General features: G+C 72.2%; 20 protein-coding genes and 2 pseudogenes. 7 read left to right on the top strand and 15 right to left on the bottom strand.

Annotated elements, in window-relative coordinates; translation table 11 throughout:
* Position 1 precedes the first annotated feature (1 nt).
* Positions 2–478 carry a winged helix-turn-helix transcriptional regulator gene (locus ACZ6O2_RS10515; protein WP_350709019.1) on the bottom strand — a complete coding sequence of 159 codons (477 nt, stop codon included), beginning with the start codon at positions 476–478 and terminating at the stop codon, positions 2–4.
* 55 nt (positions 479–533) lie between these two features.
* Between ACZ6O2_RS10515 and ACZ6O2_RS10510 the strand changes: the two genes are divergently transcribed.
* Positions 534–1,049, top strand: coding sequence for a PaaI family thioesterase (locus ACZ6O2_RS10510; RefSeq protein ID WP_350709021.1), 516 nt, complete (start codon positions 534–536; stop codon positions 1,047–1,049).
* A gap of 198 nt (positions 1,050–1,247) precedes the next feature.
* Here ACZ6O2_RS10510 and ACZ6O2_RS10505 read toward each other — a convergent pair whose 3' ends face one another.
* From ACZ6O2_RS10505 to ACZ6O2_RS10495, 3 genes are all read right to left on the bottom strand, one after another.
* Complete coding sequence (locus ACZ6O2_RS10505; protein WP_466022669.1) at positions 1,248–2,180, bottom strand: acyl-ACP desaturase; 933 nt, start codon at positions 2,178–2,180, stop codon at positions 1,248–1,250.
* A gap of 69 nt (positions 2,181–2,249) precedes the next feature.
* The gene (gene hisS / locus ACZ6O2_RS10500) at positions 2,250–3,578 is read right to left on the bottom strand and encodes a histidine--tRNA ligase (RefSeq protein WP_466022668.1); all 1,329 of its coding nucleotides are present in this window, start codon (positions 3,576–3,578) and stop codon (positions 2,250–2,252) included.
* Positions 3,579–3,667: 89 nt separating this feature from the next.
* Complete coding sequence (locus tag ACZ6O2_RS10495; RefSeq protein WP_350709027.1) at positions 3,668–4,387, bottom strand: MBL fold metallo-hydrolase; 720 nt, start codon at positions 4,385–4,387, stop codon at positions 3,668–3,670.
* A 258-nt stretch (positions 4,388–4,645) separates the two neighbouring features.
* On the opposite strand from ACZ6O2_RS10495, the gene ACZ6O2_RS10490 reads away from it, so the two are divergent.
* The 3 genes from ACZ6O2_RS10490 to ACZ6O2_RS10480 all read left to right on the top strand — a co-directional run bounded on the left by ACZ6O2_RS10490 (position 4,646) and on the right by ACZ6O2_RS10480 (position 7,046).
* The gene (locus tag ACZ6O2_RS10490) at positions 4,646–5,536 is read left to right on the top strand and encodes a peptidylprolyl isomerase (protein ID WP_350709029.1); all 891 of its coding nucleotides are present in this window, start codon (positions 4,646–4,648) and stop codon (positions 5,534–5,536) included.
* Between the two features lie 121 nt (positions 5,537–5,657).
* Positions 5,658–6,440, top strand: coding sequence for a peptidylprolyl isomerase (locus ACZ6O2_RS10485; protein WP_466022757.1), 783 nt, complete (start codon positions 5,658–5,660; stop codon positions 6,438–6,440).
* A 177-nt stretch (positions 6,441–6,617) separates the two neighbouring features.
* Positions 6,618–7,046: a peptidylprolyl isomerase gene (locus tag ACZ6O2_RS10480; RefSeq protein WP_466022667.1), complete on the top strand. Its 429-nt coding sequence runs from the start codon at positions 6,618–6,620 to the stop codon at positions 7,044–7,046.
* Positions 7,047–7,732: 686 nt separating this feature from the next.
* On the opposite strand, the pseudogene ACZ6O2_RS10475 reads toward ACZ6O2_RS10480, so the two are convergent.
* From ACZ6O2_RS10475 to ruvC, 9 genes and pseudogenes are all read right to left on the bottom strand, one after another.
* Positions 7,733–8,265 (bottom strand): annotated as a pseudogene (locus ACZ6O2_RS10475) (helix-turn-helix domain-containing protein); the annotation flags it as partial.
* Between the two features lie 20 nt (positions 8,266–8,285).
* A complete protein-coding gene (locus ACZ6O2_RS10470) occupies positions 8,286–10,781 on the bottom strand; it encodes a RelA/SpoT family protein (protein WP_350709071.1) in 2,496 nt (831 codons plus the stop codon).
* Positions 10,782–10,975: 194 nt separating this feature from the next.
* The gene (locus ACZ6O2_RS10465; protein ID WP_350709033.1) at positions 10,976–11,542 is read right to left on the bottom strand and encodes an adenine phosphoribosyltransferase; all 567 of its coding nucleotides are present in this window, start codon (positions 11,540–11,542) and stop codon (positions 10,976–10,978) included.
* Positions 11,543–11,643: 101 nt separating this feature from the next.
* On the bottom strand, positions 11,644–12,831 hold the full coding sequence (secF, locus tag ACZ6O2_RS10460; RefSeq protein WP_466022666.1) for a protein translocase subunit SecF: 1,188 nt from the start codon (positions 12,829–12,831) through the stop codon (positions 11,644–11,646).
* Position 12,832: 1 nt separating this feature from the next.
* A complete protein-coding gene (gene secD, locus ACZ6O2_RS10455) occupies positions 12,833–14,758 on the bottom strand; it encodes a protein translocase subunit SecD (protein WP_466022665.1) in 1,926 nt (641 codons plus the stop codon).
* A gap of 258 nt (positions 14,759–15,016) precedes the next feature.
* Positions 15,017–15,358: a preprotein translocase subunit YajC gene (gene yajC, locus ACZ6O2_RS10450; RefSeq protein ID WP_350709039.1), complete on the bottom strand. Its 342-nt coding sequence runs from the start codon at positions 15,356–15,358 to the stop codon at positions 15,017–15,019.
* A 138-nt stretch (positions 15,359–15,496) separates the two neighbouring features.
* Complete coding sequence (gene ruvB / locus ACZ6O2_RS10445) at positions 15,497–16,567, bottom strand: Holliday junction branch migration DNA helicase RuvB (protein ID WP_466022664.1); 1,071 nt, start codon at positions 16,565–16,567, stop codon at positions 15,497–15,499.
* Positions 16,564–17,166 carry a Holliday junction branch migration protein RuvA gene (ruvA, locus tag ACZ6O2_RS10440; protein ID WP_350709043.1) on the bottom strand — a complete coding sequence of 201 codons (603 nt, stop codon included), beginning with the start codon at positions 17,164–17,166 and terminating at the stop codon, positions 16,564–16,566. The genes ruvB and ruvA overlap by 4 nt, the downstream gene beginning before the upstream one ends.
* On the bottom strand, positions 17,163–17,690 hold the full coding sequence (ruvC, locus tag ACZ6O2_RS10435) for a crossover junction endodeoxyribonuclease RuvC (RefSeq protein ID WP_350686934.1): 528 nt from the start codon (positions 17,688–17,690) through the stop codon (positions 17,163–17,165). The genes ruvA and ruvC overlap by 4 nt, the downstream gene beginning before the upstream one ends.
* A 193-nt stretch (positions 17,691–17,883) precedes the next feature.
* On the opposite strand from ruvC, the gene ACZ6O2_RS10430 reads away from it, so the two are divergent.
* Positions 17,884–18,666, top strand: coding sequence for a 3-hydroxybutyrate dehydrogenase (locus ACZ6O2_RS10430; protein ID WP_466022663.1), 783 nt, complete (start codon positions 17,884–17,886; stop codon positions 18,664–18,666).
* A gap of 14 nt (positions 18,667–18,680) precedes the next feature.
* Positions 18,681–20,600: a helix-turn-helix domain-containing protein gene (locus ACZ6O2_RS10425; RefSeq protein WP_350709047.1), complete on the top strand. Its 1,920-nt coding sequence runs from the start codon at positions 18,681–18,683 to the stop codon at positions 20,598–20,600.
* Between the two features lie 74 nt (positions 20,601–20,674).
* Here ACZ6O2_RS10425 and ACZ6O2_RS10420 read toward each other — a convergent pair whose 3' ends face one another.
* The gene (locus ACZ6O2_RS10420; protein ID WP_466022662.1) at positions 20,675–21,283 is read right to left on the bottom strand and encodes a TetR/AcrR family transcriptional regulator; all 609 of its coding nucleotides are present in this window, start codon (positions 21,281–21,283) and stop codon (positions 20,675–20,677) included.
* 11 nt (positions 21,284–21,294) lie between these two features.
* Entirely contained in the window at positions 21,295–22,863 is a 1,569-nt protein-coding gene (locus tag ACZ6O2_RS10415) for an MFS transporter (RefSeq protein ID WP_466022661.1), read from the bottom strand.
* 1,095 nt (positions 22,864–23,958) lie between these two features.
* Here ACZ6O2_RS10415 and ACZ6O2_RS10410 point away from each other — a divergent pair.
* Positions 23,959–24,280 (top strand): annotated as a pseudogene (locus tag ACZ6O2_RS10410) (hypothetical protein); the annotation flags it as partial.

Below are 24,280 nucleotides of genomic sequence, written 5' to 3'. Positions count from 1 at the left end.
CTCACCCGACGCGGCGGCGCGCCCCGGGCCCCGGGCGGGGCACCACGTCGCGGGGCCGGGCCACCTCGTGGCCGCGCTCGCAGTGCAGCTCGACGCGCACCTCGGCGCCGCAGTCGCGGTGCGCGACGGTCAACGGCGAGCCGGCCGGGTCGGCCAGGTAGCGGTCGCCCCAGCCGAGGACGGCGACCAGCACCGGCCACAGGTCGAGCCCCATGTCGGTCAGCCGGTACTCGTGGCGCACCCGGCTGCCCGGCTCGCGGTAGGGCTCGCGCCGCAGCACGCCCCGCTCCACCAGCATCGCCAGCCGGTTGGTGAGCACCTGCCGGGGGATGCCGGTGCGGACGCGCATGTCGTCGAAGCGGCGGATGCCGTTGAAGACCTCGCGCAGGACGACCAGCGTCCACCGCTCGCCGAGGACCTCCATCGCGCGGGCGATCGTGCAGTTCTCGATCGACCAGTCCAGTGCCGCGGGCCTCATGCGCACAGGCTAGGTCTGATTGACAGACTCAGCAACGCACTGCCAGGCTGAGTCCATGACACAGACGCAGGACCCGGCGCGCAGCCGCACCTTCTCCTGGTCCGACCCGGGCATCAACGTCGCGCACCTCGGCCGGCGCAGCGGCCTGGAGCTGCTCCGCGCGATGATCGCCGGGGAACTCGCGGCGCCGCCGATCATGCACCTGGTCGACATGTCCCGGATGGAGGCCGACGAGGGCCGGGTGGCCGTCGAACTGGTCCCCCAGGAGTTCCACTACAACCCGCTCGGCACCGTGCACGGCGGGGTCATCTCCACCCTGCTCGACACGGCGGCGGCCTGCGCGGTGCACACCACGCTGCCGGCCGGGATCGGCTACACCTCGCTGGACCTGAACGTGAAGTTCCTGCGCCCCGTCACCGTCGCGAGCGGCACCCTGCGCTGCGAGGGCACCGTGCTACAGCGTGGCCGCCGCACGGCGCTGGCCGAGGCGAGACTGCTCGACGCCAGCTCCCGCCTCGTCGCCCACGCCACCTCGACCTGCCTCCTCTTCCCCCTGGACCAACCCGCCTGACCACCCCACCCCTCGACCCGCCGATCTTGCGCCTTCGCCCGCGATACGCCGCGATTGCGGCTTTCACCCGGGCACAAAGCACAAGATCGGCGAAGCGGGAGCGGGGGGCCGGTGGGAGAGACGCTCCGGGCGTGGTCGTCGTCGAGAGAGCCAGCGACGGCCACGTCCGGAGCCCCGGCGGCCGGGACGGGCGGCGGGTCAGCGGGCGGCGAGGCGGGCGGCGCGGGCCGCGCGCTTCTCCTCGAAGCGGGACGCGGCGCGCTCCAGGTCGTCGAGGTGGGCGGCGATCTGGTCGCGGGCGGCTTCGCCATCGGCGTCCAGGCCGGTCACGTTGAAGACGTCCCACTGGCGCAGCACCGGGACGACCACCTCGTCGCGGTGCTGGCGCAGGTCGTAGATGCCGGCGAGGGCGATCGCCACGGACTTGCGGGCGAAACCCTCGATCCCGTTGCCCGGCATCTGGAAGTCGGACACCACGTCGGCGACCGCCCGCATCGCCTGGCCGGGCGCCAACTCGAAGGCCGCCGCCAGCAGGTTGCGGTAGAAGACCATGTGCAGGTTCTCGTCGGCCGCGACCCGGGCGAGCAGCGCCTCGCAGGCCGGGTCGCCGGTGACCCGGCCGGTGTTGCGGTGCGAGATCCGGGTCGCCAGTTCCTGGAACGAGACGTACGCCAGCGAGTGCAGCACCTCGTCGTCGTGGACGTTCTGGTAGCCGGCGGACATGTGCGTCATCCGGGCCCGCTCCAGGGCCACCGGGTCGACCGCCCGGGTGACGGTCAGGTAGTCGCGGATGGCGGTGCCGTGCCGCCCCTCCTCGGCGGTCCACCGGTGCACCCAGTTGCCCCAGGCGCCGTCCCGACCGAAGAGAGTGGCGATCTCGTGGTGGTACGAGGGCAGGTTGTCCTCGGTCAGCAGGTTCACGATGAGCGCGGTGCGCGCCACCTCGGGGATGGTCGAGTCGGTCTCCGCCCACGCCTCGCCGCCGAGCGGCCCGTCGAAGGTGCGCCCCTCGCTCCACGGGACGTACTCGTGCGGGAACCACTCCTTCGCCATGGACAGGTGCCGGTCGAGGTTCTTCTCGACGACGGGCTCCAGTTCGAGGAGCAGAGCGGTCTGGCTGAGCACGGTCACGACGATCTCCCTACGGTGGCGTAACTTACGCTACCGTAGGTCCGATCGTCCGTACGCGCCAGTAGCGTCTCAGCTGACCAGCGGCTTGAGGTCCGCCCGGAGCGGCGTCCACTCCCCCGCCGCCGCCGCGACCTGCTCGCCCGAGCGGATGTCCTTCACCTCGTCGGCGGCCCCGTCCGCCCCCGGGAACCAGACGTACGGAATGCCCCGCCGCTCGGCGTAGCGGATCTGCTTGCCGAACTTCGCCGCGCTCGGCGACACCTCCGTCGGCACGCCCCGCCGACGCAGCGCCTCGGCCACCCGGTTGCTGACCGGCCGCTGCTCCTCGCTGGTCACCGCGACCAGGACGCAGGTCGGCACGTCCCGCGACACGGACAGCGCGCCGGCGCCGAAGAGCAGCCCGAGCAGCCGGGTCACCCCGATCGAGATGCCCACCCCCGGGAACCGGGCGGCGCCGGAGCTGGCCAGGTTGTCGTAGCGGCCGCCGGAGCAGATCGAGCCGAACCGCTCGTAGCCGACCAGCTGCGTCTCGTAGACGGTGCCGGTGTAGTAGTCCAGGCCACGCGCGATGCGCAGGTCGGCCACGCACAGCCCCGGGGAGTGCTCGGCGGCGGTCTCGACCACCCGGACCAGTTCCTCGATCCCCTCGTCCAGCAGCGGGTCGGTGACGCCGAGGGCACGGACGGCGTCGGCGAAGGAGGCGTCCGGGGCGGAGATCTCCGCCAGCGCCAGGCACGCCTTGGCCTGCGACTCGCTCGCCCCGGCGGTCTCGGCGAGCAGCTCGGCCACCTTCGCCGGGCCGACCTTGTCGAGCTTGTCCACCGCGCGCAGCGCCGCCTCCGGGTCGGTCAGGCCGATGCCCCGGTAGAAGCCCTCGCAGATCTTGCGGTTGTTGACCTGGATCCGTACCGGCGGGATCGGCAGCGAGCGCAGCGCGTCGCCGATCACCAGCGGCATCTCCGCCTCGTGGTGGGCGGCCAGGGTGTCCCGGTCGACGATGTCGATGTCCGCCTGGAGGAACTCGCGGTAGCGCCCCTCCTGCGGCCGCTCACCCCGCCACACCTTCTGGATCTGGTAGCGGCGGAACGGGAACTGCAGCTTGCCGGCGTTCTCCAGCACGTACCGGGCGAACGGCACGGTCAGGTCGAAGTGCAGGCCGAGCGCGTCGTCCCCGGTCGGGCCGTCGGCGTCGGCCTGCAACCGCCGGATCAGGTAGACCTCCTTCGAGGTCTCCCCCTTGCGCAGCAACTGGTCCAGCGGCTCCACCGCGCGGGTCTCCAGCGGCGCGAAGCCGTACAGCTCGAAGGTGTCCCGGATCCGGTCGAGGACGTACTGCTCGATCATCCGCTGGGCGGGGGTCCACTCCGGGAAGCCGGAGATGGGCGTGGGCTTGCTCATGATGCTCCGTTCGCAGACCCGCGCGGTCCGCGCGGGCGAAGGCTGGTGCGGCCGTCGGCGGCCGCGGGGCGAAGGCTCGGTGCGGCCGGCTACAGGCCGCGGGCGGGGGCCGCCGGTCGCGCGCCGTCGCCACCCGCCACCTCGATGAGGTACGGGTTGGTCGCGCGTTCGCGGCCGATGGTGGTCGCCGGGCCGTGGCCGGGCAGCACGACGGTGTCGTCCGCCAGCGGGAGGATCTTGTCCCGCAGGCTGCTGATCATCGTCGGCATGCTGCCGCCCGGCAGGTCGGTGCGGCCGATGGAGCCGGCGAACAGGACGTCGCCGGAGAGGCAGAGCTGCTCCGCCTCCCAGGGCGAGCCCGCGGCCGGCAGCCGGAAGAGCACCGACCCGCCGGTATGGCCCGGGGCGTGGTCGACGGTGATCTCCAGCCCGGCGAGGGCGAGCGTGGCGCCGTCGGTCAGCTCCGCGACGTCCTCCGGCTCCGTGTACGGCAGCCGCCCGCCGAAGAGCGAGGTGAGGTCCGCGGACAGCCCCTTGGCCGGGTCGGCGAGCATCTCCCGGTCGCCCGGGTGCACGTACGCGGTGATCCCGCGGGCGCCGCAGACCGGCGCGACCGAGAACGTGTGGTCGAGGTGGCCGTGGGTGAGCAGCACCGCGGCCGGGTGCAGCCGATGCTCGGCCAGCAGCGCGTCGAGCCGGTCGAGCACCCCGATGCCGGGGTCGACCACCACGCACTGCTCCCCCGGCGCGGCGGCGACCACGTAGCAGTTGGTGCCGAAGGCGTCCGCGGGAAAGCCGGCCACGAGCACGTCCGCTCCCCTTCCGTCGAGCTGTCGGGTCCTGCCAGCAGCCTAACCGGCGGCGCGACCGGGTTCGCCGCATCCGCCCCGGAGGCCCCGTTCGCCACAGTGACGCGTCCCGATAGACGCAGCCCCGGACCTCGTACACCACTTTCCCAGCCGGTAGCCGTACACTCTGGCGGGCGTGTGGCGTGGCGCACCTGCCGCCGGACGGGCGCAGGACGCCCGACCACCGGTGACGACCAGGGTAGAGGAAGGGGAGCACGGGTGGCTTCCAGCAGGGACCGGCAGCGCAAACTGGCGCGTGCCAAGCTCGACCGGCAGCTCGCCCGCCGGGCCGCCGCCGCCAAGCGTCGCCGGCAGATCCAGGCCGGTGTCGGCGTCACCGTCGTCCTCGCGCTGATCGTGGTCGGCTCGGCCTGGGGGCTGGGCGCCTTCGACGACGACCCGAAGGAGAACACGGCCGCCGAGGAGGTCTGCCTCTGGACCCCGCAGGACGCCACCGCGAACACCAACCTCAAGGACGTCGGCACCCCGGCGACCCAGGGGCTGCCCACGTCCGGCGTGCGCCCGATGACGGTCACGACCAACCAGGGCGCCCCGGTCACCGTCGAGCTGGACCTCGCCGCCGCCCCGTGCGCCGCGGCGAGCATCGCCCACCTGGCCAGCCGGTCGTTCTACGACAACACCAAGTGCCACGAGATCACCGCCGAGGGCGCGGTGCGCTGCGGCGACCCGAGCGGCACCGGGCTGGGCGGCCCGACGTACTCGTTCTACGACGAGAACGTCCCCACGCCCGCGCCGTCGCCGTCGGCGAGCCCCGCGCCCGGCCAGCCCGCGACGTACCCGAAGGGCACGGTCGCGATGATCGCCAACCCGCCGGGCGCCAACGCGAGCCAGTTCCTGATCTTCTTCAAGGACTTCACCACGGCCGACCCGAAGTACCCGATCATCGGCCGGGTCACCGGCGGGATCGACGTGGTGGAGAAGATCGGTGCCAAGCCGACCGTGGACAATGGGACGGGGGCCAAGGTCAAGCCCAAGGACGACGACGTGGTCGTCCAGAGCCTGACCGTCGGTGAGCCCGTGGCGCAGGGGGCGTCGACCCCGGCGGCGACGCCGTCCGGCGCCCCGGCGGCCAGCCCCAGCGCCGGCTGACCCGGCCGCCCCACCAACCTCAGCGGCACCGACCGCGCCCGAGACAGCCCAGGAGGATCCAGGCGTGACGTCCACCAGAGAGCGGCAGCGCGCGGCGGCGCGCGCCCGGCTCGAGAAGGAGATGGCCGAGCGCGCGGCCAGGGCCCGCAAGCGCCGGCAGACCCAGGCGATCGTGGGAGCCGCGTCGGTCCTGGTGCTCGTCATCGCCGGCACCGTGTGGCTCGCCACCACGCTCGGCGGCGACGACGACAAGACCGACACCGCCGGGCCGGCGGCCGACCACGTGCAATGCGCGTGGACCGAGCTGCCCGCCGACCAGCGGACCAAGCAGATCAAGGACGTCGGGCTGCCGGCCGCGCAGCAGTCGAACACCGGCACCCAGACGATGACGATCGACACCAACCTCGGTCCGATCACCGCCAAGGTCGACCGGGCGGCCGTGCCCTGCACCGCGGGCAGCTTCACGCACCTGGCGGAGAAGAACTTCTTCGACAACAGCAAGTGCCACCGGCTGGTGACCGAGGGCATCAAGGTGCTCCAGTGCGGTGACCCGAGCGCGACGGGCAAGGGCTGGCGCGAGACCGACGGCACCGGCGGCCCGAGCTACCGGCTCGCCGAGGAGAACCTGCCCACCGACAAGCGGCCCCCCTACCCGGAGGGCGTGATCGCGATGGCCAAGTCCACGCAGCCGGGCAGCACGGGCAGCCAGTTCTTCATCGTCTACGGCGACTCGCCGCTGGACCCGAACTACACCGTCCTGGGCACCATCACCGGTGGCATGGACATCGTCAAGCAGGTCGCGGCGGCGGGCGACGACAAGGCGTTCGCGCAGCAGGCCGGCGGTGGTCACCCGAAGAAGGAAGTCGTCATCAAGAAGCTCACCATGAGCGCCCCCCAGGGCTGACCCACACCCCAGCCGTACGACGAGCGCCCGCCGGCCCCGCTGGCGGGCGCTCGTCGTGTCCCCACCAACTCCGGCCCGCCCCGTCCCGCCCCTCCGGCCCCGCTCCCGGCGAGGGTGGGGTGGTGGGTGTAGGGCGGTAGGTGCAGGGTGGCGGGGCGGGGCTCGTGGGAGAGCGGCATGGGCGGCAGAGCGATGCGCCCCGGCTCGGTCGGTGCCGGGCCGGGGCGCACCGTTGGGCGAAGGATCGGGCGGGGTCAGGCGAGCGCCAAGGGCAAGGGCTACCGCGAGACCGACGGCACCGGCGGCCCATCGCATCGGTACGCCAACGAGTACCTGCCAACCGACGACCGGCCGGCGTACCCGGCCGGCGTGGTCGCGCTCGCCAACAGCGGCCCGGACACCAACGGCAGCCAGTTCTTCTTCATCTACCAGGACGTCCGGCTCAAACCGAACTACACGGTCCTCGGCATAATGGACGACGCGAGCATCGAGGTCGTGAGGAAGGCCACCAAGGCCGGCCACGACGGCGCGTTCGAGCCGAACCCTGGTGGCGGCCACCCGAAGAACGACATCGAGATCAAGGCTCTGACGGTGTCTTCCTCCTGACACAAGCAAATCCAGCATCGGGGCGGCCGTTCGGTGCGCCCCGATGCCGTCTACCTAGACGACGACCAATCCCAAGGAAACACACAAGAAGCCCTGAACTGCCGCTACGGCGTTCAGGGCTTCTTGCGCGGATATCGCTGGATCTCGTTCGGAGCGGCTTCAGCTACCGGCTTGTTCGATGGAAATCCGTCTCGTTTACGAGCCGGCGAATCATGTCTAGTTGAAAATCGAGACAGACTTCAAGCCCACCCCGGGAAGCGGCCATGTGACACTTTGACCCGGCCTGAGAAGAACACTACTCCCGTTCGTGAGCATGACCGAAGCATCGTTGGTCCCGGCTCTGAAGGCTACGAAGGAACCGATAAGGGGAGTAGTCCCGTTGCCTGAGAAGCAAGTGCTGATGTTCAGAGCGTTGGTTACTCGCACGGTCGAACTAGTGCACGGCACATTCGAGATAGCGAATGCTGGCGTGCTAGGCAGAGCCATTGTAGTGAGCCCCATCGCAACTGAAGCAATGAGAGCTCGCTTGACTCCTCTTCGCATTGAATCACCTTTCTCGCAGCCTGGATTTCGCAGGGTGCAGCGTCCCCGATCTGAGGATCACTCCCCGCGATCAGGCTATCACTGATTGGCATATGTAGATACCGCTGATCGCGATCTCGCTATGGTGGCCACGCCGGTGTCGGCCGGACGGTGCGGTGCTGCTTGTTGAGGTCGGCCTTCCACTCGGGCGGCTCGTCGCCGTCGACGTGCTTGCGATACGGGACGATTGCGTCGGGGTTGCCGTGGTGGGCGCCGCCGACAATGACCGGCCGTCCAGCCAGTTCCTGATCGATGCCGCAGGAGCCGGTGGCCCGGGCCGGGATCAGGATGCCGTCGACAACGGTGATCTGGTCGACCCGACGCCGGCGTACCGGGGCCAGGGCGAGCAGAGGGCCGAGAGCGTCGATGACCCGGTGCGCGGCGAAGTGCGACACCCCGAACAGCGGGCCGATCTGGCTGCCTCGTCAGGTTCGTGCGCCAGTAGGTCGCAACCAGCAGCAACCGATCGGCAAGGTCGAGAGACCACTGCCGGCCGGCCGCCCATCGGGATCACGTCACCGCCGCGCTCGGCGAGCAGCCTGACGAGTTCGCGGAACTGGCGGGCTGCAGCCCAGCGAACGGAAAGATCCACTCCGGGCGGGGCTACCGAGATCACCTGTAACCCTGCGGCGACCATCGATGTAACTGAACCCAAGTTCAGGCGCCGGAGGTGACGCGGTAGGCGTCGAAGACGCCGTCGACCTTGCGGACCGCGGCCAGCAGGTGGCCCAGGTGCTTCGGGTCGGCCATCTCGAAGCTGAACCGGCTCACCGCCACCCGGTCGCGCGTCGTGGTGACCGTCGCGGACAGGATGTTGACCCGCTCGTCGGAGAGCACCCGGGTGACGTCGGCGAGCAGCTTGTGCCGGTCCAGCGCCTCGACCTGGATGGCGACCAGGAACGTCGACGCGGACGTGAGCTTCCAGCTCACCTCGACCACCCGCTCGTTCTGCGCCCGCAGGTCCTCGGCGTTGGCGCAGTCGTCGCGGTGCACGCTCACCCCGCCGGAGCGGGTCACGAAGCCGAAGACCGAGTCCGGCGGGACGGGGGTGCAGCAGCGGGCCAGCTTGATCCACACGTCGCTGACCCCGCGGACCACGACGCCCGGATCCGCGCTGCTCTGCCGGCTGCGCGGCAGCCGGGTGGCGACGGCGGTCTCGGCGATGTCCTCCGCCGCGCCCTCCTCGCCGCCGTACGCGGCCATCAGCTTCTGCACCACCGACTGGGCGGAGACCTGGCTGTCGCCGACCGCGGCGTAGAGCGAGGCGACGTCGGCCAGGTGCAGGTCCCGGGCGATCGCCATCAGCGCGTCGGAGGTGAGCATCCGCTGCAGGGGCATGCCCTGCTTGCGCATCGCCTTGACGATCGCGTCCTTGCCGGCCTCGATCGCCTCCTCGCGCCGCTCCTTGTTGAAGTACTGGCGGATCTTCGTGCGCGCCCGAGGGCTCTTGACGAAGCCCAGCCAGTCCTGCGTCGGCCCGGCCGTGTCGGACTTCGAGGTGAAGATCTCGATCACGTCGCCGTTGGACAGCGTCGACTCCAACGGCACCAGCTTGCCGTTGACCCGCGCCCCGATGCACTTGTGCCCGACCTCGGTGTGCACCGCGTACGCGAAGTCCACCGGCGTCGACCCGGTCGGCAGCGGGATGACGTCACCCTTCGGGGTGAAGACGTACACCTCCTGGCTGGACAGGTCGAAGCGCAGCGCGTCGAGGAACTCGCTCGGGTCCGCCGCCTCCCGCTGCCAGTCCAGCAGCTGGCGCAGCCAGGTCATCTCGTCGATGTGCGCCGGCGGGCCGACGATCTGGGTGCCCTTGTGCTCCTTGTACTTCCAGTGCGCGGCGATGCCGAACTCGGCGGTGCGGTGCATCGCGTACGTGCGGATCTGCATCTCCACCGGCTTGCCGGTGGGCCCGATGACCGTCGTGTGCAACGACTGGTACATGTTGAACTTGGGCATCGCGATGTAGTCCTTGAACCGGCCCGGCACCGGCTGCCAGTTGGCGTGGATCACGCCCAGCGCCGCGTAGCAGTCCCGCACCGTGTCGACCAGGATCCGCACCCCGACCAGGTCGTAGATGTCGTTGAAGTCGCGACCCCGCACGATCATCTTCTGGTAGATCGAGTAGAGGTGCTTCGGCCGGCCGGTGGTCTCCGCCTTGATCTTGGCGGCCTTCAGGTCGGTCTGCACCTTCTGGGTCACCTGACGCAGCAGCGCCTCGCGCTGCGGCTGGTGCTCCCCGATCAGCCGATTGATCTCCTCGTAGCGCTTCGGGAAGAGCGTCCCGAAGGCGAGGTCCTCCAGCTCCCACTTGATGGTGTTCATACCCAGCCGGTGAGCCAGCGGGGCCAGGATCTCCAGCGTCTCCTTCGCCTTCTGCTCCTGCTTCGGGCGGGGCAGGAAGGTGAGGGTACGCATGTTGTGCAGCCGGTCGGCCAGCTTGATCACCAGCACCCGCGGGTCCTTGGCCATCGCGACGACCATCTTGCGGATCGTCTCGGCCTTGGCCGCGTCGCCCAGCTTGACCTTGTCGAGCTTGGTGACCCCGTCGACGAGCAGCGCGACCTCGCCGCCGAAGTCGGCGCGCATCTGGTCGAGCGTGTATTCCGTGTCCTCGATGGTGTCGTGCAGCAGCGCGGCGACCAGGGTGGTGGTGTCCATCCCGAGGTTGGCCAGGATGGTGGCCACCGCGAGCGGGTGGGTGATGTAGGGGTCGCCGGACTTGCGGTACTGACCCGAGTGCCAGCGGGCCGCGGTGTCGAAGGCGCGCTGGAGCAGCCGCGCGTCGGCCTTGGGGTGGGCGTCCCGATGGGTAGAGATCAGCGGCTCGAGCACCTCGCTGACCTGCGAGGACTGCCACGGCGCGTTGAACCGCGCCAGCCTGGCGCGGACGCGGCGGCCGGTGGGCGCGGTGGAGAGCGCGAAGCCGGCGCTGGGCAGGGGATCACCGTCGCCGGGGAACGGGAGCACGACCCCCTCGGTCGCCGCGCCCGCGCCACCGGCCGGGCCGGCCGTCGCGCCGGACCGCGCGGTGTCGGCCGGATCGGTCACGCCGGAGCCGTTGCCGGAGCCCGCGCCCCGGGTCGGCGCGTCACCGTTCCGTGCGGTCACCGAGCCGTCCGCGTCGCCTGTCGGGTGCACCGTGCCCTCCACCGGAGGGGCGACATCGTGGGACACCGGCCTCCTCACCGCTCGCCGGGAATACACCGACCGTGCGCCGGTCGGCCTGGTCTCGCGCCGCCCGGACGGACCCCGCCCGGTCAGCAAAGGGCAATGCTACCCGCACGCACGGTGCCCCGCCGCTCCGCCGGACGGACCGCACCGGGTCCGCCCGACGGTCGGGGTGCTCAAACGGTCAGCAGGGCATGCACCGGGCGCGGCGACAACCGCTCCCGCCCGCCGAGGAAGCCGAGTTCCAGCAGCACGGTGAAGCCGGCCACGGTGCCCCCGGCCCGCTCCACCAGGTCCAGCGTCGCCTCGGCGGTGCCGCCGGTGGCCAGCACGTCGTCGACCACCAGCACCCGGTGCCCGGCCGTGAACGCGTCCTGGTGCACCTCCAGGGTGGCCTGGCCGTACTCCAGGTCGTAGGAGGCCGAGTACGCCGGGCGGGGCAGCTTCCCGGCCTTGCGCACCGGCACCACGCCGACCCCGGTCGCGTACGCGACGGCCGCCGCGACCACGAACCCGCGCGCCTCCATCCCGACGACGGCGTCGAACGAGTCCCGCCCGTGGTACGCGACGATCGTGTCGACCACCTGGCGGAACGCCGCACCGTCGGCGAACAGCGGCATCAGGTCCTTGAACATGACACCGGGCTTGGGGAAGTCGGGCACGTCGAGCACCCGGCTGGCCACCAGCTTCGCGGCCTCCAGGCCGCTGTCTCCCCGTACCCCGGTGCTGTGGGTCTCCGTCACGGCAGTCCGCTCCCCTTCCACGACGACGGCGTCCTCCCTGCTGCTCGCACAGCATGAAGGACGCCGTCGGTTCGATTCCTACCGGGTGTCGCCGGCCCAGGTCAGCGCCGCTTGCCGCCACCCGGCCGGTTGCCGCCGCCGGACGGCCGGCTGCCGCGCGCGCCCGTCGACCGCTTCCCGGCCGGCCGCGCGCCCACCTTCGGCGCGGCGCCGGCCAGCGCCGCCGACTCGGGGTCGACCGGCTCGTCCGCCGCCTCCACGGAGCCGGACGCACCCTTCGGGGTGACCTCGCCGCGCGCCAGGGCGCCCCGGCGGGCCAGCACCCGCTTGTTGTGCGCCTGGATCCGCGGCTCGTAGTTCTTGAGCAGCACCAGCAGCGGCGTGGCCAGCAGGATCGAGGTCAGGAACGCCACCGCCATACCGACGAAGAGCACCAGGCCGAGGTCCTTCAGGGTGCCCGCGCCGAGCAGGCCGGCACCGATGAAGAGCAGACCACCGACCGGCAGCAGCGCCACCACCGAGGTGTTCAGCGACCGCATGAGGCTCTGGTTGATCGCCAGGTTGGCCGCCTCGCCGTACGTCTGGTTGTTGTTCGCGGTGATGCCGCGGGTGTTCTCCTGCACCTTGTCGAAGACCACCACCACGTCGTAGAGCGCGAAGCCCAGGATCGTGAGGAAGCCGATGACCGTCGACGGGGTGACCTCGAAGCCGACCAGCGAGTAGACGCCGGCGGTGAGGATCAGGTTCATGATCAGCGAGGAGACGGCGGCGACCGCCATCCGCCACTCGAACCGCAGGATCAGGTACACCATCACCAGCGCGATGAAGATGACCAGACCGAGCAACGCCCGGGACGTGACCTGGCTGCCCCACGCCTCGCTGACCTGGTTGCCGCTGATGGTGGTGGGGTCGATGCCGAACTCCTCGGCGATCTCGACCTTGACGGCGTTGGCCTGCTCGGTGTCGAGCTGCGTGGTGCGCACCTCGTAGAAGTCGCCGCCGGTGCCGCCGACCTTCTGCGTGGTGACCACGTTGGCGCCGTCGCCGGCCGTGGCGAGGGCCGTCTTGACCTTCGCCTCGGTCTGCTCCAGCGTGCCGACGCTGGCCGGGATCTGGAACGAGTTGCCGCCGGCGAACTCGATGCCGAGGTGGAATCCGCGCAGCCCGAAGCTGAGCACCGCCAGCAGGATCAACGTGCCGGCGACGCCGAACCAGAGCTTGCGCCGGCCGATGATGTCGAGGCCGGCCTCGCCGCGGTAGAGGCGGCTCGCGAGACCACTCTTTGCCATCTCAGGCCTCCTTCACGCGCGGGTTGCGGGGCTTGGCCTCGTCGGCCGTCCGGGCCGGAAGCGCCCGCCCGAGACCACTGACCCGCGGGGACAGGAACGCCCGGGTGCGGGCGAACATCGTCATGATCGGGTGCCGGAAGAGGAAGACCACGACCAGGTCCAGCACGGTCGCCAGGCCGAGGGCGAAGGCGAAGCCCTTGACCGCGCCGACCGAGACGACGTAGAGCACCACCGCCGACATCAGCGTGATCGCGTTGGCCGAGATGATGGTCCGGCGGGCCCGGATCCAGGCGCGCGGGACGGCGCTGCGGGGGCTGCGCCCCTCCCGGATCTCGTCCTTGAGCCGCTCGAAGTAGATGACGAACGAGTCCGCCGCCACACCGAGCGAGACGATCATTCCGGCGATGCCGGCGAGGGTGAGGGTGAAGCCGATCTGCCGGCCGAGCACCACCAGCGCGCCGAAGACCAGCAGCGCCGAGAGGATCAGGCTCAGGAAGATCACCGAGCCGAGCAGGCGGTAGTAGAAGAACGAGTAGATGATGACCAGCGCCATGCCGATGCCCGCCGCGAGGAGGCCGGCCCGCAGGTGGCTGGCGCCCAGGGTGGCGGTGACGTTCTGCGACTCCTGCGCGTCGAAGGTCACCGGCAGCGCGCCGTAGCGGAGCTGGCCGGCGAGGGTGCTGGCGTCCTTCTGGGTGAAGTTGCCGGTGATCTGCGAGTTGCCGGTCAGCACGCCCTGGATCTCGGGCGAGGAGACGATCTCGTTGTCCAGCACGACGGCGACGCGGCACTTGCCGTCCTGGCCGAGGGCGGTGGCGTCGCAGGCCTGGCCCTCGTTGTTGAAGGCCTCGCGGGTCAGGTTGGTCCACTTGTCCTGGCCGGCGCCGGAGAAGTCCAGGCTGACCACCCACTGGCTGGTCTGGTCGAGCACCGCGTTGGCGTCGTCGACGTCGGTGCCGAGCACCTTCGCCTGGTCGAGCAGGTACTTCGCGGCGCCGTCCTCGCAGGCGACCACCTGCTGGTCGGGGGCGGAGATCGACGCCGGCGGCCGCTTGTCGAGCTGGGCACAGCTGATCTGCGGCACGTTGAACTGCATCTGCGCCGGCAGCACCGCGACCTCGCGCGGGTCGAGGGCGGCGAACGGCTTGAGCTTCTCCGCCAGCGACGGGTCGGCGGCCAGGTCGGCCGGTGCCTGGAGGCCGCTCGCGGCGGCCCAGGCGGCGGCGCCGACCTTCTGCTCGACGGCCTTGCGCTGCTCCTCGACGCTCTGCGGCACCGGCTCGCCGCTCGCACTCGGCGAGGGCGCCGCGGCGCTCGGCGAGGCCGGAGCCGACGCCGACGGGCTGGCGCTCGGCGCCGGCGCCATGCCGCCCTGGCCGCCGCTCGCCGACGGGGTCACCTTCGGCCCGGCGGTGCCGGACGGGGAGGCGCTGGCCGAGGGCTTCGCGCTGCCGGACGGGGCCGGGGTCGCGCTGCCGGACGGCGCCGGGGTGGCGGGCGGCGCCGGGGCGGCGGCCGCGCCGCTGCCGTCGGCGGCCTTGAGCAGCTTGCGGAAGCGCAGCTCGGCGGCGCTGCCGACCTCGGTGATGTCGCGGTTCTCACCGGGCAGGGAGATCACGATGTTGCGGTTGCCCTCGGTGACCACCTCGGCCTCGGCGACGCCGAAGGCGTTGACGCGGCTCTCGATGATCTGGCGGGCCTCCTCGAGGTTCTCCGCCGTCGGGGCCCGGCCGTCGACGGTGTTGGTCGCCTCCAGCGTCAGCCGGGTGCCGCCGACGAGGTCCAGGCCGAGCTTGGGCTCCAGCCGGTCCTTCAGGCTGCCGCTGGCGCCGCCCGCGAAGAACACCAAAAGATAGAGGACGACGAAGATGAGCCCGAGCACGGCCAGTTGCCGTCCGGGGCGCATCTGTCCCTGAGGTGGTGCCACGGCTGTCCTGTCTCCCTGTACGGTCGCGCCGCTGGTGCGGCGGGTGTCGGCCGGTGCGGCCGGCGGTCCTGACGGGCCGGCGTCGGGGGCCGGCACGCGGGCCCCGACGTCGCGGCGCGGGGGCGCCGAGCGGAGCGTGGACGTGCCGGCTCCCGCCGTCGGGCCCAACTATCCAGTTTTCACGTCGTCTCCGCTGCCCCTTCCGGCACGGCGGTCACCGCGAGCCGGCGACCGCCGCCCCGGGGCGGGAGCGACGCCTCACTCCTTGACGGCGTCCGCGTCCTCGGCGGCCGGCTCGGCGGGACGCTCCGCCTGGCTGACCACCCGGGCGATCGCCGGGCGGGCGTACCGGGTCTGCACACCGGGCGCGACCTCCAGCAGGACGGTGTCGTCGTCCACCCCGGTGACCGTGCCGTAGAGCCCGCCGATCGTGACCACCTCGTCGCCGGGGGCGAGCGCGGACTGCATGGCCTCCGCCTCGCGGCGGCGCTTCTGCTGGGGGCGGATCATCATGAAGTACATGACGCCGAAGAGCAGAGCGATCATGAGGATCGGCGTCAGGCTGCCGGCACCCCCGCCGCCCTCTGCTGCGTAAAGCACGGTGAAAGACCTTCCCATTGGCCGCCGACCCGGCACGGGCGTGCCGGAGCGGAGGCGGATTCTCACGTCCTGTACAGACCGGCGCGAGTCTAATCCCTGCACCTGGGAACGCCGAATGCGGCACAGATCACGTTCGCATCACGGCTGATCGGCGTCCACCGAGAACAGATCGGGCGAGCGAGGGGCATCCGCGCCAAATGTACCATTCGGTGGCGTACGCCCCAGGTGCCGCCAGGCGGCCTCGGTGGCGACCCGGCCGCGCGGCGTACGGGCCAGCAGGCCGGCGCGCACCAGGAACGGCTCGCACACCTCCTCGACCGTGTCCGGCTGCTCCCCCACCGCCACGGCCAGGGTGGACAGGCCGACGGGGCCGCCCCGGAACGAGTCGACCAGCGCGGTCAGCACCGCCCGGTCCAGCCGGTCCAGGCCGAGCGCGTCGACGTCGTACACCGTCAGGGCGGCCCGGGCGGTCTCCACGGTGACCACGCCGTCGGCCCGGACCTCGGCGAAGTCGCGGACCCGGCGCAGCAGCCGGTTCGCGATCCGCGGGGTGCCCCGGGAGCGGCCGGCGATCTCGGCGGCGCCGTCGTCGGTGATCGGCACGCCGAGGATCCGGGCCGAACGGCGCAGCAGCACCTCCAGGTCGGCCGGGGAGTAGAAGTCGAGGTGCGCGACGAAGCCGAAGCGGTCCCGCATCGGCCCGGTCAGCAGGCCCGAGCGGGTGGTCGCGCCGACCAGGGTGAACGGCTCGACGTCGAGCGGGATGGCGGTCGCGCCCGGGCCCTTGCCGACGACCACGTCGACCCGGAAGTCCTCCATCGCGCTGTAGAGCAGTTCCTCGGCCGGCTTGGCGATCCGGTGGATCTCGTCGATGAAGAGCACGTCGCCCTCGGCGAGACTGGTCAGGATGGCCGCCAGGTCGCCCGAACGCTCGATCGCCGGGCCGCTGGTCACCCGGATGCCCGAGCCCAGCTCGGCGGCGACGATGTTGGCCAACGTCGTCTTCCCGAGGCCAGGCGGGCCCGAGAGGAGGATGTGGTCGGGCGGGGAGCCGCGCCGCATCGCGCCCTGGAGCAGCAGGTCGAGCTGGTCGCGTACGCGGTGCTGGGCGATGAACTCCTCCAGCCGCTTCGGCCGGACGCTGGCCTCCGCGTCCCGTTCCGCGTCGTTGACGTAGGCGGAGACCAGGTTGCCGTCGGGACCGGTCACCGGGTGCGGCCCAGCAGTCGGATGGCCTGCTTGAGCAGCACCGGCACGGGCGGCACGTCACCGTCGACGGTCTCCGCCACCGCGGCGACCGCCTGGTCGGCCTGCCCGGCCGTCCAGCCGAGCCCGACCAGCGCCTGCCGCACCTGCTCGGGCCACGCCCCGCCGGTCACCCCGGCCGCTCCGTCGGCGCCGACCGGGACCGGGCCGACCCGGTCCCGCAGCTCCAGGACCAGGCGCTCGGCGCCCTTCTTGCCGATGCCGGGCACCCGGGTCAGCGCGGCGGTGTCGGCGTTGGCGATCGCCTTGCGCACCGCGTCGGGGGTGTGCACGGCGAGCACGGCCTGGGCCAGCCGGGGACCGACCCCGCTGGCGGTCTGCAGCAGCTCGAAGAGCTGCTTGGCGTCGTCGTCGGCGAAGCCGTAGAGGGTGAGCGAATCCTCCCGGACGACCAGGCTGGTGGCCAGCCGGGCGGGCTGGCCGACCCGCAGCTCCGCGAGGGTGCCGGGGGCGCACTGCACCGCCAGGCCCACCCCGCCGACCTCCACGACCGCGTGGTCCGGACCGGTCGCGGTCACCACCCCGCGCACGCTGGCGATCATCTGGCTCCTCCTCGTCGTACCCGGTCGGCCGCGGCGGCCAGCTTGGAGCGCGTCCCGCCGCGCCACACGTGACAGATGGCCAGGGCGAGGGCGTCGGCGGCGTCCGCCGGCTTCGGCGGCTCGGGCAGCCGCAGCAGCCGGGTGACCATGGCCGTCATCTGGGCCTTGTCGGCCTGACCGGAACCGGTCACGGCCGCCTTCACCTCGCTGGGCGTGTAGGTCTGCACGGGCAACCCGGCGCGGGCGCCGGCGAGCACGGCGATCCCGCTGGCCTGGGCGGTGCCCATCACCGTGCGGACGTTGTGCTGGCTGAACACCCGCTCGACGGCGACGCTGTCCGGCCGGTGCTCGGCGACCAGGTCGGTGAGCGAGCGGTCCAGGTGCAGCAGGCGCAGCGGCAGCTCGTCGCCGGGGTCGGTGTAGACGACGTAGTAGGCGACCAACGTGCAGGGCCGCCCCGGCACGCCCTCGACCACGCCGACCCCGCACCGGGTCAGCCCCGGGTCGACGCCGAGCACCCGCACGCCGCCTCCTCCCCCAACCGTCAGCAGTACGTGTGTTCGACACCCTACCGAGCCGGACGACAGCCCGGTGTCGGGGACACGCCGGGCGCGCCGACACGCCGCCGACCTGCCGTGTGGACCACACACTCCGGCCGTCGAGTATGTGCCGCCGCCCCATGTGCGCCCGGACACACAGCTCGTAACTTCATGCGCCATGACGGCAGAACCCGTGGCGGTGCCCCACGTCGTACACGTCGACCTCGCTGGTCGTACCGCCCTGGTGACCGGGGGCGGCAGCGGCATCGGCCGCGCCTGTGCCCTGCGGCTCGGGGCCGCCGGCGCCAAGGTCCTGGTGGTGGACCGCAACATCGAGGCGGCCAAGGCGGTGGCGGCGGAGGCCGGCGGCCGGGCCGAGGGCGTGGACCTGGCGGACGCCGAGGCGGTGAACCGGCTCGACGCGGACGTGGACATCGTGGTGAACAACGCGGGCCTCCAGCACGTGGCGCCGGTGCAGGAGTTCTCCACGGAGCGCTTCGCCTACCTGCACCGGGTGATGGTGGAGGCGCCGTTCCTGATCATCCGCCGGGCGCTGCCGCACATGTACGCCAAGGGCTGGGGGCGCATCGTCAACATCTCCTCGGTGCACGGGCTGCGCGCCTCGCCGTACAAGTCGGCGTACGTCTCGGCGAAGCATGCCCTGGAGGGGCTGTCGAAGGTGGTGGCTCTGGAGGGCGCCGCGCACGGCGTGACCGCCAACTGCATCAACCCGGCGTACGTGCGGACCGCGCTGGTGGAGAGCCAGATCGCCGACCAGGCGGCCAGCCACGGCATCCCGGAGGCGGAAGTCGTCGAGAAGATCATGCTGGCCCGGGCGGCGATCAAGCGGCTGATCGAGCCGGAGGAGGTGTCCGAACTGGTGGCGTACCTCTGCTCCCCGCCGGCGGCGTTCATCACGGGCGCGTCCATCGCGCTCGACGGGGGCTGGACGGCGAACTAGTGGCAAGCCGCACAATGTCGGTCATGTCGTCACCGGTGGAGTTCCTGGAACTGCTCGCCCGCGAGGCCGCCGCGGTGGAGTTCGAGGGGCCGCTCGTCGCCGCGCGCGCCGCCGGGCTGCCGCCCGACCGGCTCGCCGAGCTGGAGCAGGCCAAGACGGTGGCGCTGCGGGTCCGCGCGCTGCTGGAACGCCGCCGACGTCGGGAGGTCGAGCTCTCCGGCCTGTACGACACGGTCAGCGACCTGGCCGGGCTACGCGACCTCGACGACGTGCTGCGCGCGATCGTGCACCGGGCGCGCAACCTGCTCGGCGCGGACGTCGCCTACATGACGCTCAACGACGACGAACGCGGCGACACCTACATGCGGGTCACCGACGGCTCGGTCTCCGCCCGCTTCCAGCGGCTGCGGCTGCCGATGGGCGCCGGCCTCGGCGGCCTGGTGGCCCAGTCCGGCGCCCCGTACGTCACGGCGAACTACCCGGAGGACGACCGCTTCCACCACACCGGCGAGATCGACGCCGGGGTGGGCGAGGAGGGCCTGGTGGCCATCCTGGGCGTACCGCTGCGGCTCGGCTCGACCTCGATCGGCGTGCTCTACGCGGCCAACCGCTCGGCCCGGCCGTTCGTCCGGGAGGAGGTGGCGCTGCTGGTCTCCCTCGCCGCGCACGCGGCGGTGGCGATCGACACCGCGCGGCTGCTCGCCGAGACCAGGGCGGCGCTGGAGGAGCTGTCGGCGGCGAACACCACCATCCGGGCCCACAGCAGCTCGGTGGAGCGGGCCGCGGCGGCGCACGACCGGATGACCGCGCTGGTGTTGCGCGGCGGCGGCGTGGAGGACGTGGCCGCGGCGGTCACCGACGTGCTCGGCGGGGCGCTGCTGGCGCTGGACGCGGAGGGCCGGCTGCTGGCCCGGGTCGGCGAGATCGACGAGCCGGACCGGGCGGACATGGTGGAGGCGGTGGCCGCGTCGCGTACGGAGGGGCGCAGCGTGCGCCGGGGGCCGCTCTGGTACGCCGCGGTGGTGGCCGGCGCGGAGAACATGGGCGCGCTGGTGCTGCGCCCCGACGACGAGCTGGTCGACGCCGACCAGCGGATCCTGGAGCGGGCGTCGCTGGTGACCGCGCTGCTGCTGCTGTTCCGGCGCACCGTCGCCGAGGCGGAGGGGAGGGTCCGGGGCGAGCTGCTCGACGACCTGATCGCCCGGCCGCTGCGGGACACCGACGCGCTGCGCAGCCGGGCCCGCCGGCTCGGGGTGGACCTGGACGCGCCGCACGTGCTGGTGGCGGTCGGCGACGACGCGATCGCCGCGACAGGCTCGGCCCGGCAGCGGGTGCTGTCGTGGGCCACCACGTACGCCTCGACGCGGGGTGGGCTGGCGGCGGCCCGCGACGGGCGGGTGGTGCTGATGCTGCCGGGCCGGGACGCGGGCGGCAACGCCCGGGCGGTGGCCCGGGACCTGTCCCGGGTGACCGGCCGGCCGGTGACCGCCGGGGCGAGCGGCCCGTCGACGGGGCCGGCGTCGCTGGCCACCACGTTCGCCGAGGCCGACCGCTGCCTCACCGCGCTGGGCGCGCTGGGCCGGTCGGGGCAGGGCGCGAGCACCGCCGAGCTGGGTTTCGTCGGGCTGCTGCTGGGGGCGGTCGGCGACGGCGGCGACAAGGACGTGGACCGGTTCCTGAGGGCCACCGTCGGGCCGGTGGTCGACTACGACGCCCGCCGGGGCACCGCGCTGGTGAAGACGCTGGAGGCGTACTTCGGGGTGGGCGGCAGCCTGGCCCGGGCCGCCGAGCTGCTCCACGTGCACGTCAACACGGTGACCCAGCGGCTGGAGCGGGTCGGGCAGCTGCTCGGCGCGGACTGGCAGAAGCCGGAGCGGGCGCTGGAGGTCCAGCTCGCCCTGCGCCTGCACCGCCTGCGTACGCCGGCCGGCTGACGGTCCCGCCGGCCGTGCCGCGTGCCGGAACCGGGTCGCCGTACCGGCGGGCGGGACCGAGGCGGTGGCCGGGGTCAGCGGGCGCGGATGCCGTCCAGGACGCCGTCGACGATCTTCTCCGGCAGGGACGCCTCGTCGAGGTCGGGGTGCCAGCGCAGCACCCGCTGGATCAGCATCGGGCCGGTCAGCATCGCCATGGTGACCTCGACGTCGATGTCGGCGCGCAGCTCGCCGGTGCGGATCCCCCGGCGCAGCACCTCCCGCATCAGCGCCCGGCGCGGCTCGATGATGCTCTGGTAGAGCTGGTACTCGTCCGGGCTGCGGTTCACCCGCGGCACCAGGCAGGGCATGATCCGCGCCGCCCGCGGGTCGATGTTGTGCCCGACCGCGCCGACCAGCACCACCAGGTCGTCGCGGACCGACCGGCCGGGCGGCGCCGGCGGGTTGCCCTTGAGCCGGCGCAGCGCGTCGGTCAGCAACGCGTCCTTGCCGGGCCAGCGGCGGTAGATGGTGGCCTTGCCCACGCCGGCCCGGGCGGCGATCGACTCGATCGAGATGGACTCGATCGTGCTGCCCTGGGCGAGCAGGTCGAGGGTGGCCTCGAGGATCGCCTCGTCCGCGCGGACGCTCCGCGGTCGCCCGGGCGACCGCGGAGCGTCGGCGGTGGAAGTCATGTCGGACATTGTCCCCGAACCTAGGCGGTCCCGGCCAACTCGGGTTCAGCCGCCGGCACCGGCGCCGCCACCGGGGCCGCGGCGCGACCGGGCATCCAGCGCAGCACCACGAGGATGCCGACGGCGGCGACCGCTGCGGCGAGGCCCGCCGCCCAGTGCATCGCGGCCACGAAGGCGTCGTCGGCCACCGCGATCAACTGCGGCGCCGCCGGCCCGAGCTGACCCGCTGCGGCGTACGCGCCGGAGATCGACTCGCCGGCCGCTTCGCGCGCCCCGGCGGGCAGGTCCCGCAGCGCAGGGTCGACGTCGGCACGGTAGACCGCGGAGAGCACCGACCCGAGCACCGCCACACCGAGCGCGCCGGCCACCTGCCGGACGGTGTTGCTGACCGCCGAGCCGACCCCGGCCTTCTCCCGGGGCAGCGCCGACATGATCGACTCCGTGGCCGGGGGCATGATGTTGGCCATCCCGACGCCCTGGAGGAAGAAGAAGACCAGCACCACCCAGATCGGGGTGCTCTCGCCGACGAAGGCGAACGCGCCGAGCGCCACCACGGTCAGCGCCAGCCCGACCACGGCGACCGCCTTGCCGCCGTACCGGCGGACCATCGCCGCGCTGCGCGGGGCGAAGACGAGCTGGGCCACCGCGAAGGGCAGGAAGAGCAGGCCGGTCTCCAGCGGGCTGTAGCCGCGCACCAGTTGCAGGTAGAACGAGCTGAAGAACATCACGCCCATCGCGGCGAAGAAGATCAGCCCGACGATCGCCACCGGGGCGGCGAAGCGGGGCACCCGGAACAGCCGCACGTCCAGCGACGGGTGGTCGCTGCGCCGCTCGTACGCGACGAACCAGGCCAGCACCGCCAGGCCGCCGAGGATCGCGGCCCAGACCATTGGGCGGTCGAAGCCGTGCTCGCCGCCGTCGATGATGCCGTACGTCAGGGCGACCAGGCCGACCACCGACAGCAGCACGCCGACGACGTCGACGCGTCCCGGATTCGGGTCCCGCGACTCGGGCACCAGGATCGCCACCAGCACCACCCCGAGTGCGACCACCGGCACGTTGATCAGGAAGACGGAGCCCCACCAGTAGTGCTCCAGCAGCGCGCCGCCGAGGATCGGGCCGATCGCCACCGCCAGGCCGACCGCGCCGGCCCAGACGCCGATCGCCCGGCCCCGCTCCCGGGGGTCGAAGACGTTGGAGATGATCGAGAGCGTGACCGGCATGATGGCCGCGCCGCCCACGCCCATCAGCGCGCGGGCCGCGACGAGTTGCCCCGGGCTCTGCGCGTACGCCGACAGCAGCGACGCCAGCCCGAAGAGCACCAGGCCGATCAGCAGGAAACGCTTGCGCCCGGCGCGGTCGCCGAGCACGCCGAAGGTGAACAGCAGGCCGGCGAAGACCAGGGTGTAGGAGTTGATCGACCACTCCAGCTCGCCCTGGCTCGCGCCGAGGCCGTGCACCGGGTCGGCGAGCGTACGCAGCGCGACGTTGAGGATGGTGTTGTCCAGGACGACGACGAGCAGGCTGATCACGAGCACCCCGAGGATCGCCCACCTCCTCGGATGTCCGGTGTTCTCGTGCGGTTGCATCTCTGGTTCTCCCCCCGGCCCCGTTTTCGATACGGGTCAGACTCGTATTTGATGTCAGCGTAGGGGTTGGAGTTTCGATACGGAACCGGTTCGTTTCTTGTGTGGCGGCGGTCACGTGCGCTGTGCGGTCTTGGTCGGGGGTGGACCGCTGTGCGGTCGTGGTGGGGTGTTGGGTTGCGGTGCGTGGTGGTGGGGGTGTGGCCCGCCGTGCCCGGCTCCGGGCGGTCAGGCTTGATCCCTGCGCCGGGCACGGCGGGCCACACCCCGTCGGTGGTCGCGCGCCGTCCGTGCCTGGATGTCGGTTGCGCGGGTACGGCTGTCGCGGTACGTCCGCAGAGCGTCGGCCGTGGGGGTTGGTGAGGCGTCGGCGTGGCGTCGGCGTGGTGTCGGTATCGGCATCGGGCGGAAACGGGTGTGGCGGTGTTACACCGAGCGGCCCGGACGCTGGCGCCGGGATGATGTCGGCGTGGGGTCGGCTGCGGGGTGGCGACCCGTCGACCCGCTGTCGGCCAAGTCCGGGTGGGTTGGATGACATGGCGCTATCGACCTGCCCCATCTGTGGGACCACCCGTCACACCAGGCTCGGTCGCCTGCGGCGGCGCGTGTGCCCCATCTGTGCGGGCAGCTCGACAGGGACAAGATGGCGGCACCCGTGGGGTCTGGTTGTGTCCCGTCTGTGCGGGCAGCTCGACAGGAGCCGGGATGGTGGCGTCCCGTGGGTCCGGTTTCGGGTGTGACCGGGGGCATCGTGGGGGCGGAATCGTGGCCGGGCCGGGGTCGTTACACCCTGCGTACGACCGAGCAGGACCAACGCCGCCGCCCCGACGGGCTGGCGCGCAGGCCCCCGGACCCGGACCCGGACCCGGACCCGGAATGTTGGTGGGTCGCCGGTCGTTACACATGGTCCCGGCCGATGAAGGGGCGACCCCCACGCCCCCGCGACACAGGCCACTCCCGTGGTTTTCAGACGGCCGGTCTGATTCTTCCCGGCGCGTGACGCCGGATCCCCTTTGAGTTTGTTGAGCGCCGGACGGTGCTTGCGCCCCGCTGAACCCCCCTTCGGCATGTGGTGCCAACCCCCGAATGGAGCATCTGATGAACACGATCATGCGTAAGAGCGTTCTCGGTATCGCTGGCCTGGCCTTTGCCGGTGGTGTGTTCGCCGGTCCGGCTGCCACTCACGCCGCCCCGACCGTCGAGTCGGGTAAGCCTGTGGCGGTGGCCGTGGCGGCGGACAAGCCGGCTGTGGACACCGCGAAGCTGATCCCGCATGGCGTGCAGGGTGCGCAGTCGCGCATCGACCTGTCGGATGAGCAGGTCGCCAACGTGAAGGCGATCATCGCGGCGACGAAGAAGGCCGGGATGGACGAGCGGGCCGCGGTCGTGTCGATCGCGACGGCGCTGCAGGAGTCGAAGC

The organism is Micromonospora sp. NPDC048040, from assembly GCF_055587185.1.
The sequence above is the reverse complement of the archived record's forward strand: the minus strand, read 5'-3'. Positions and strand labels throughout refer to the sequence as shown.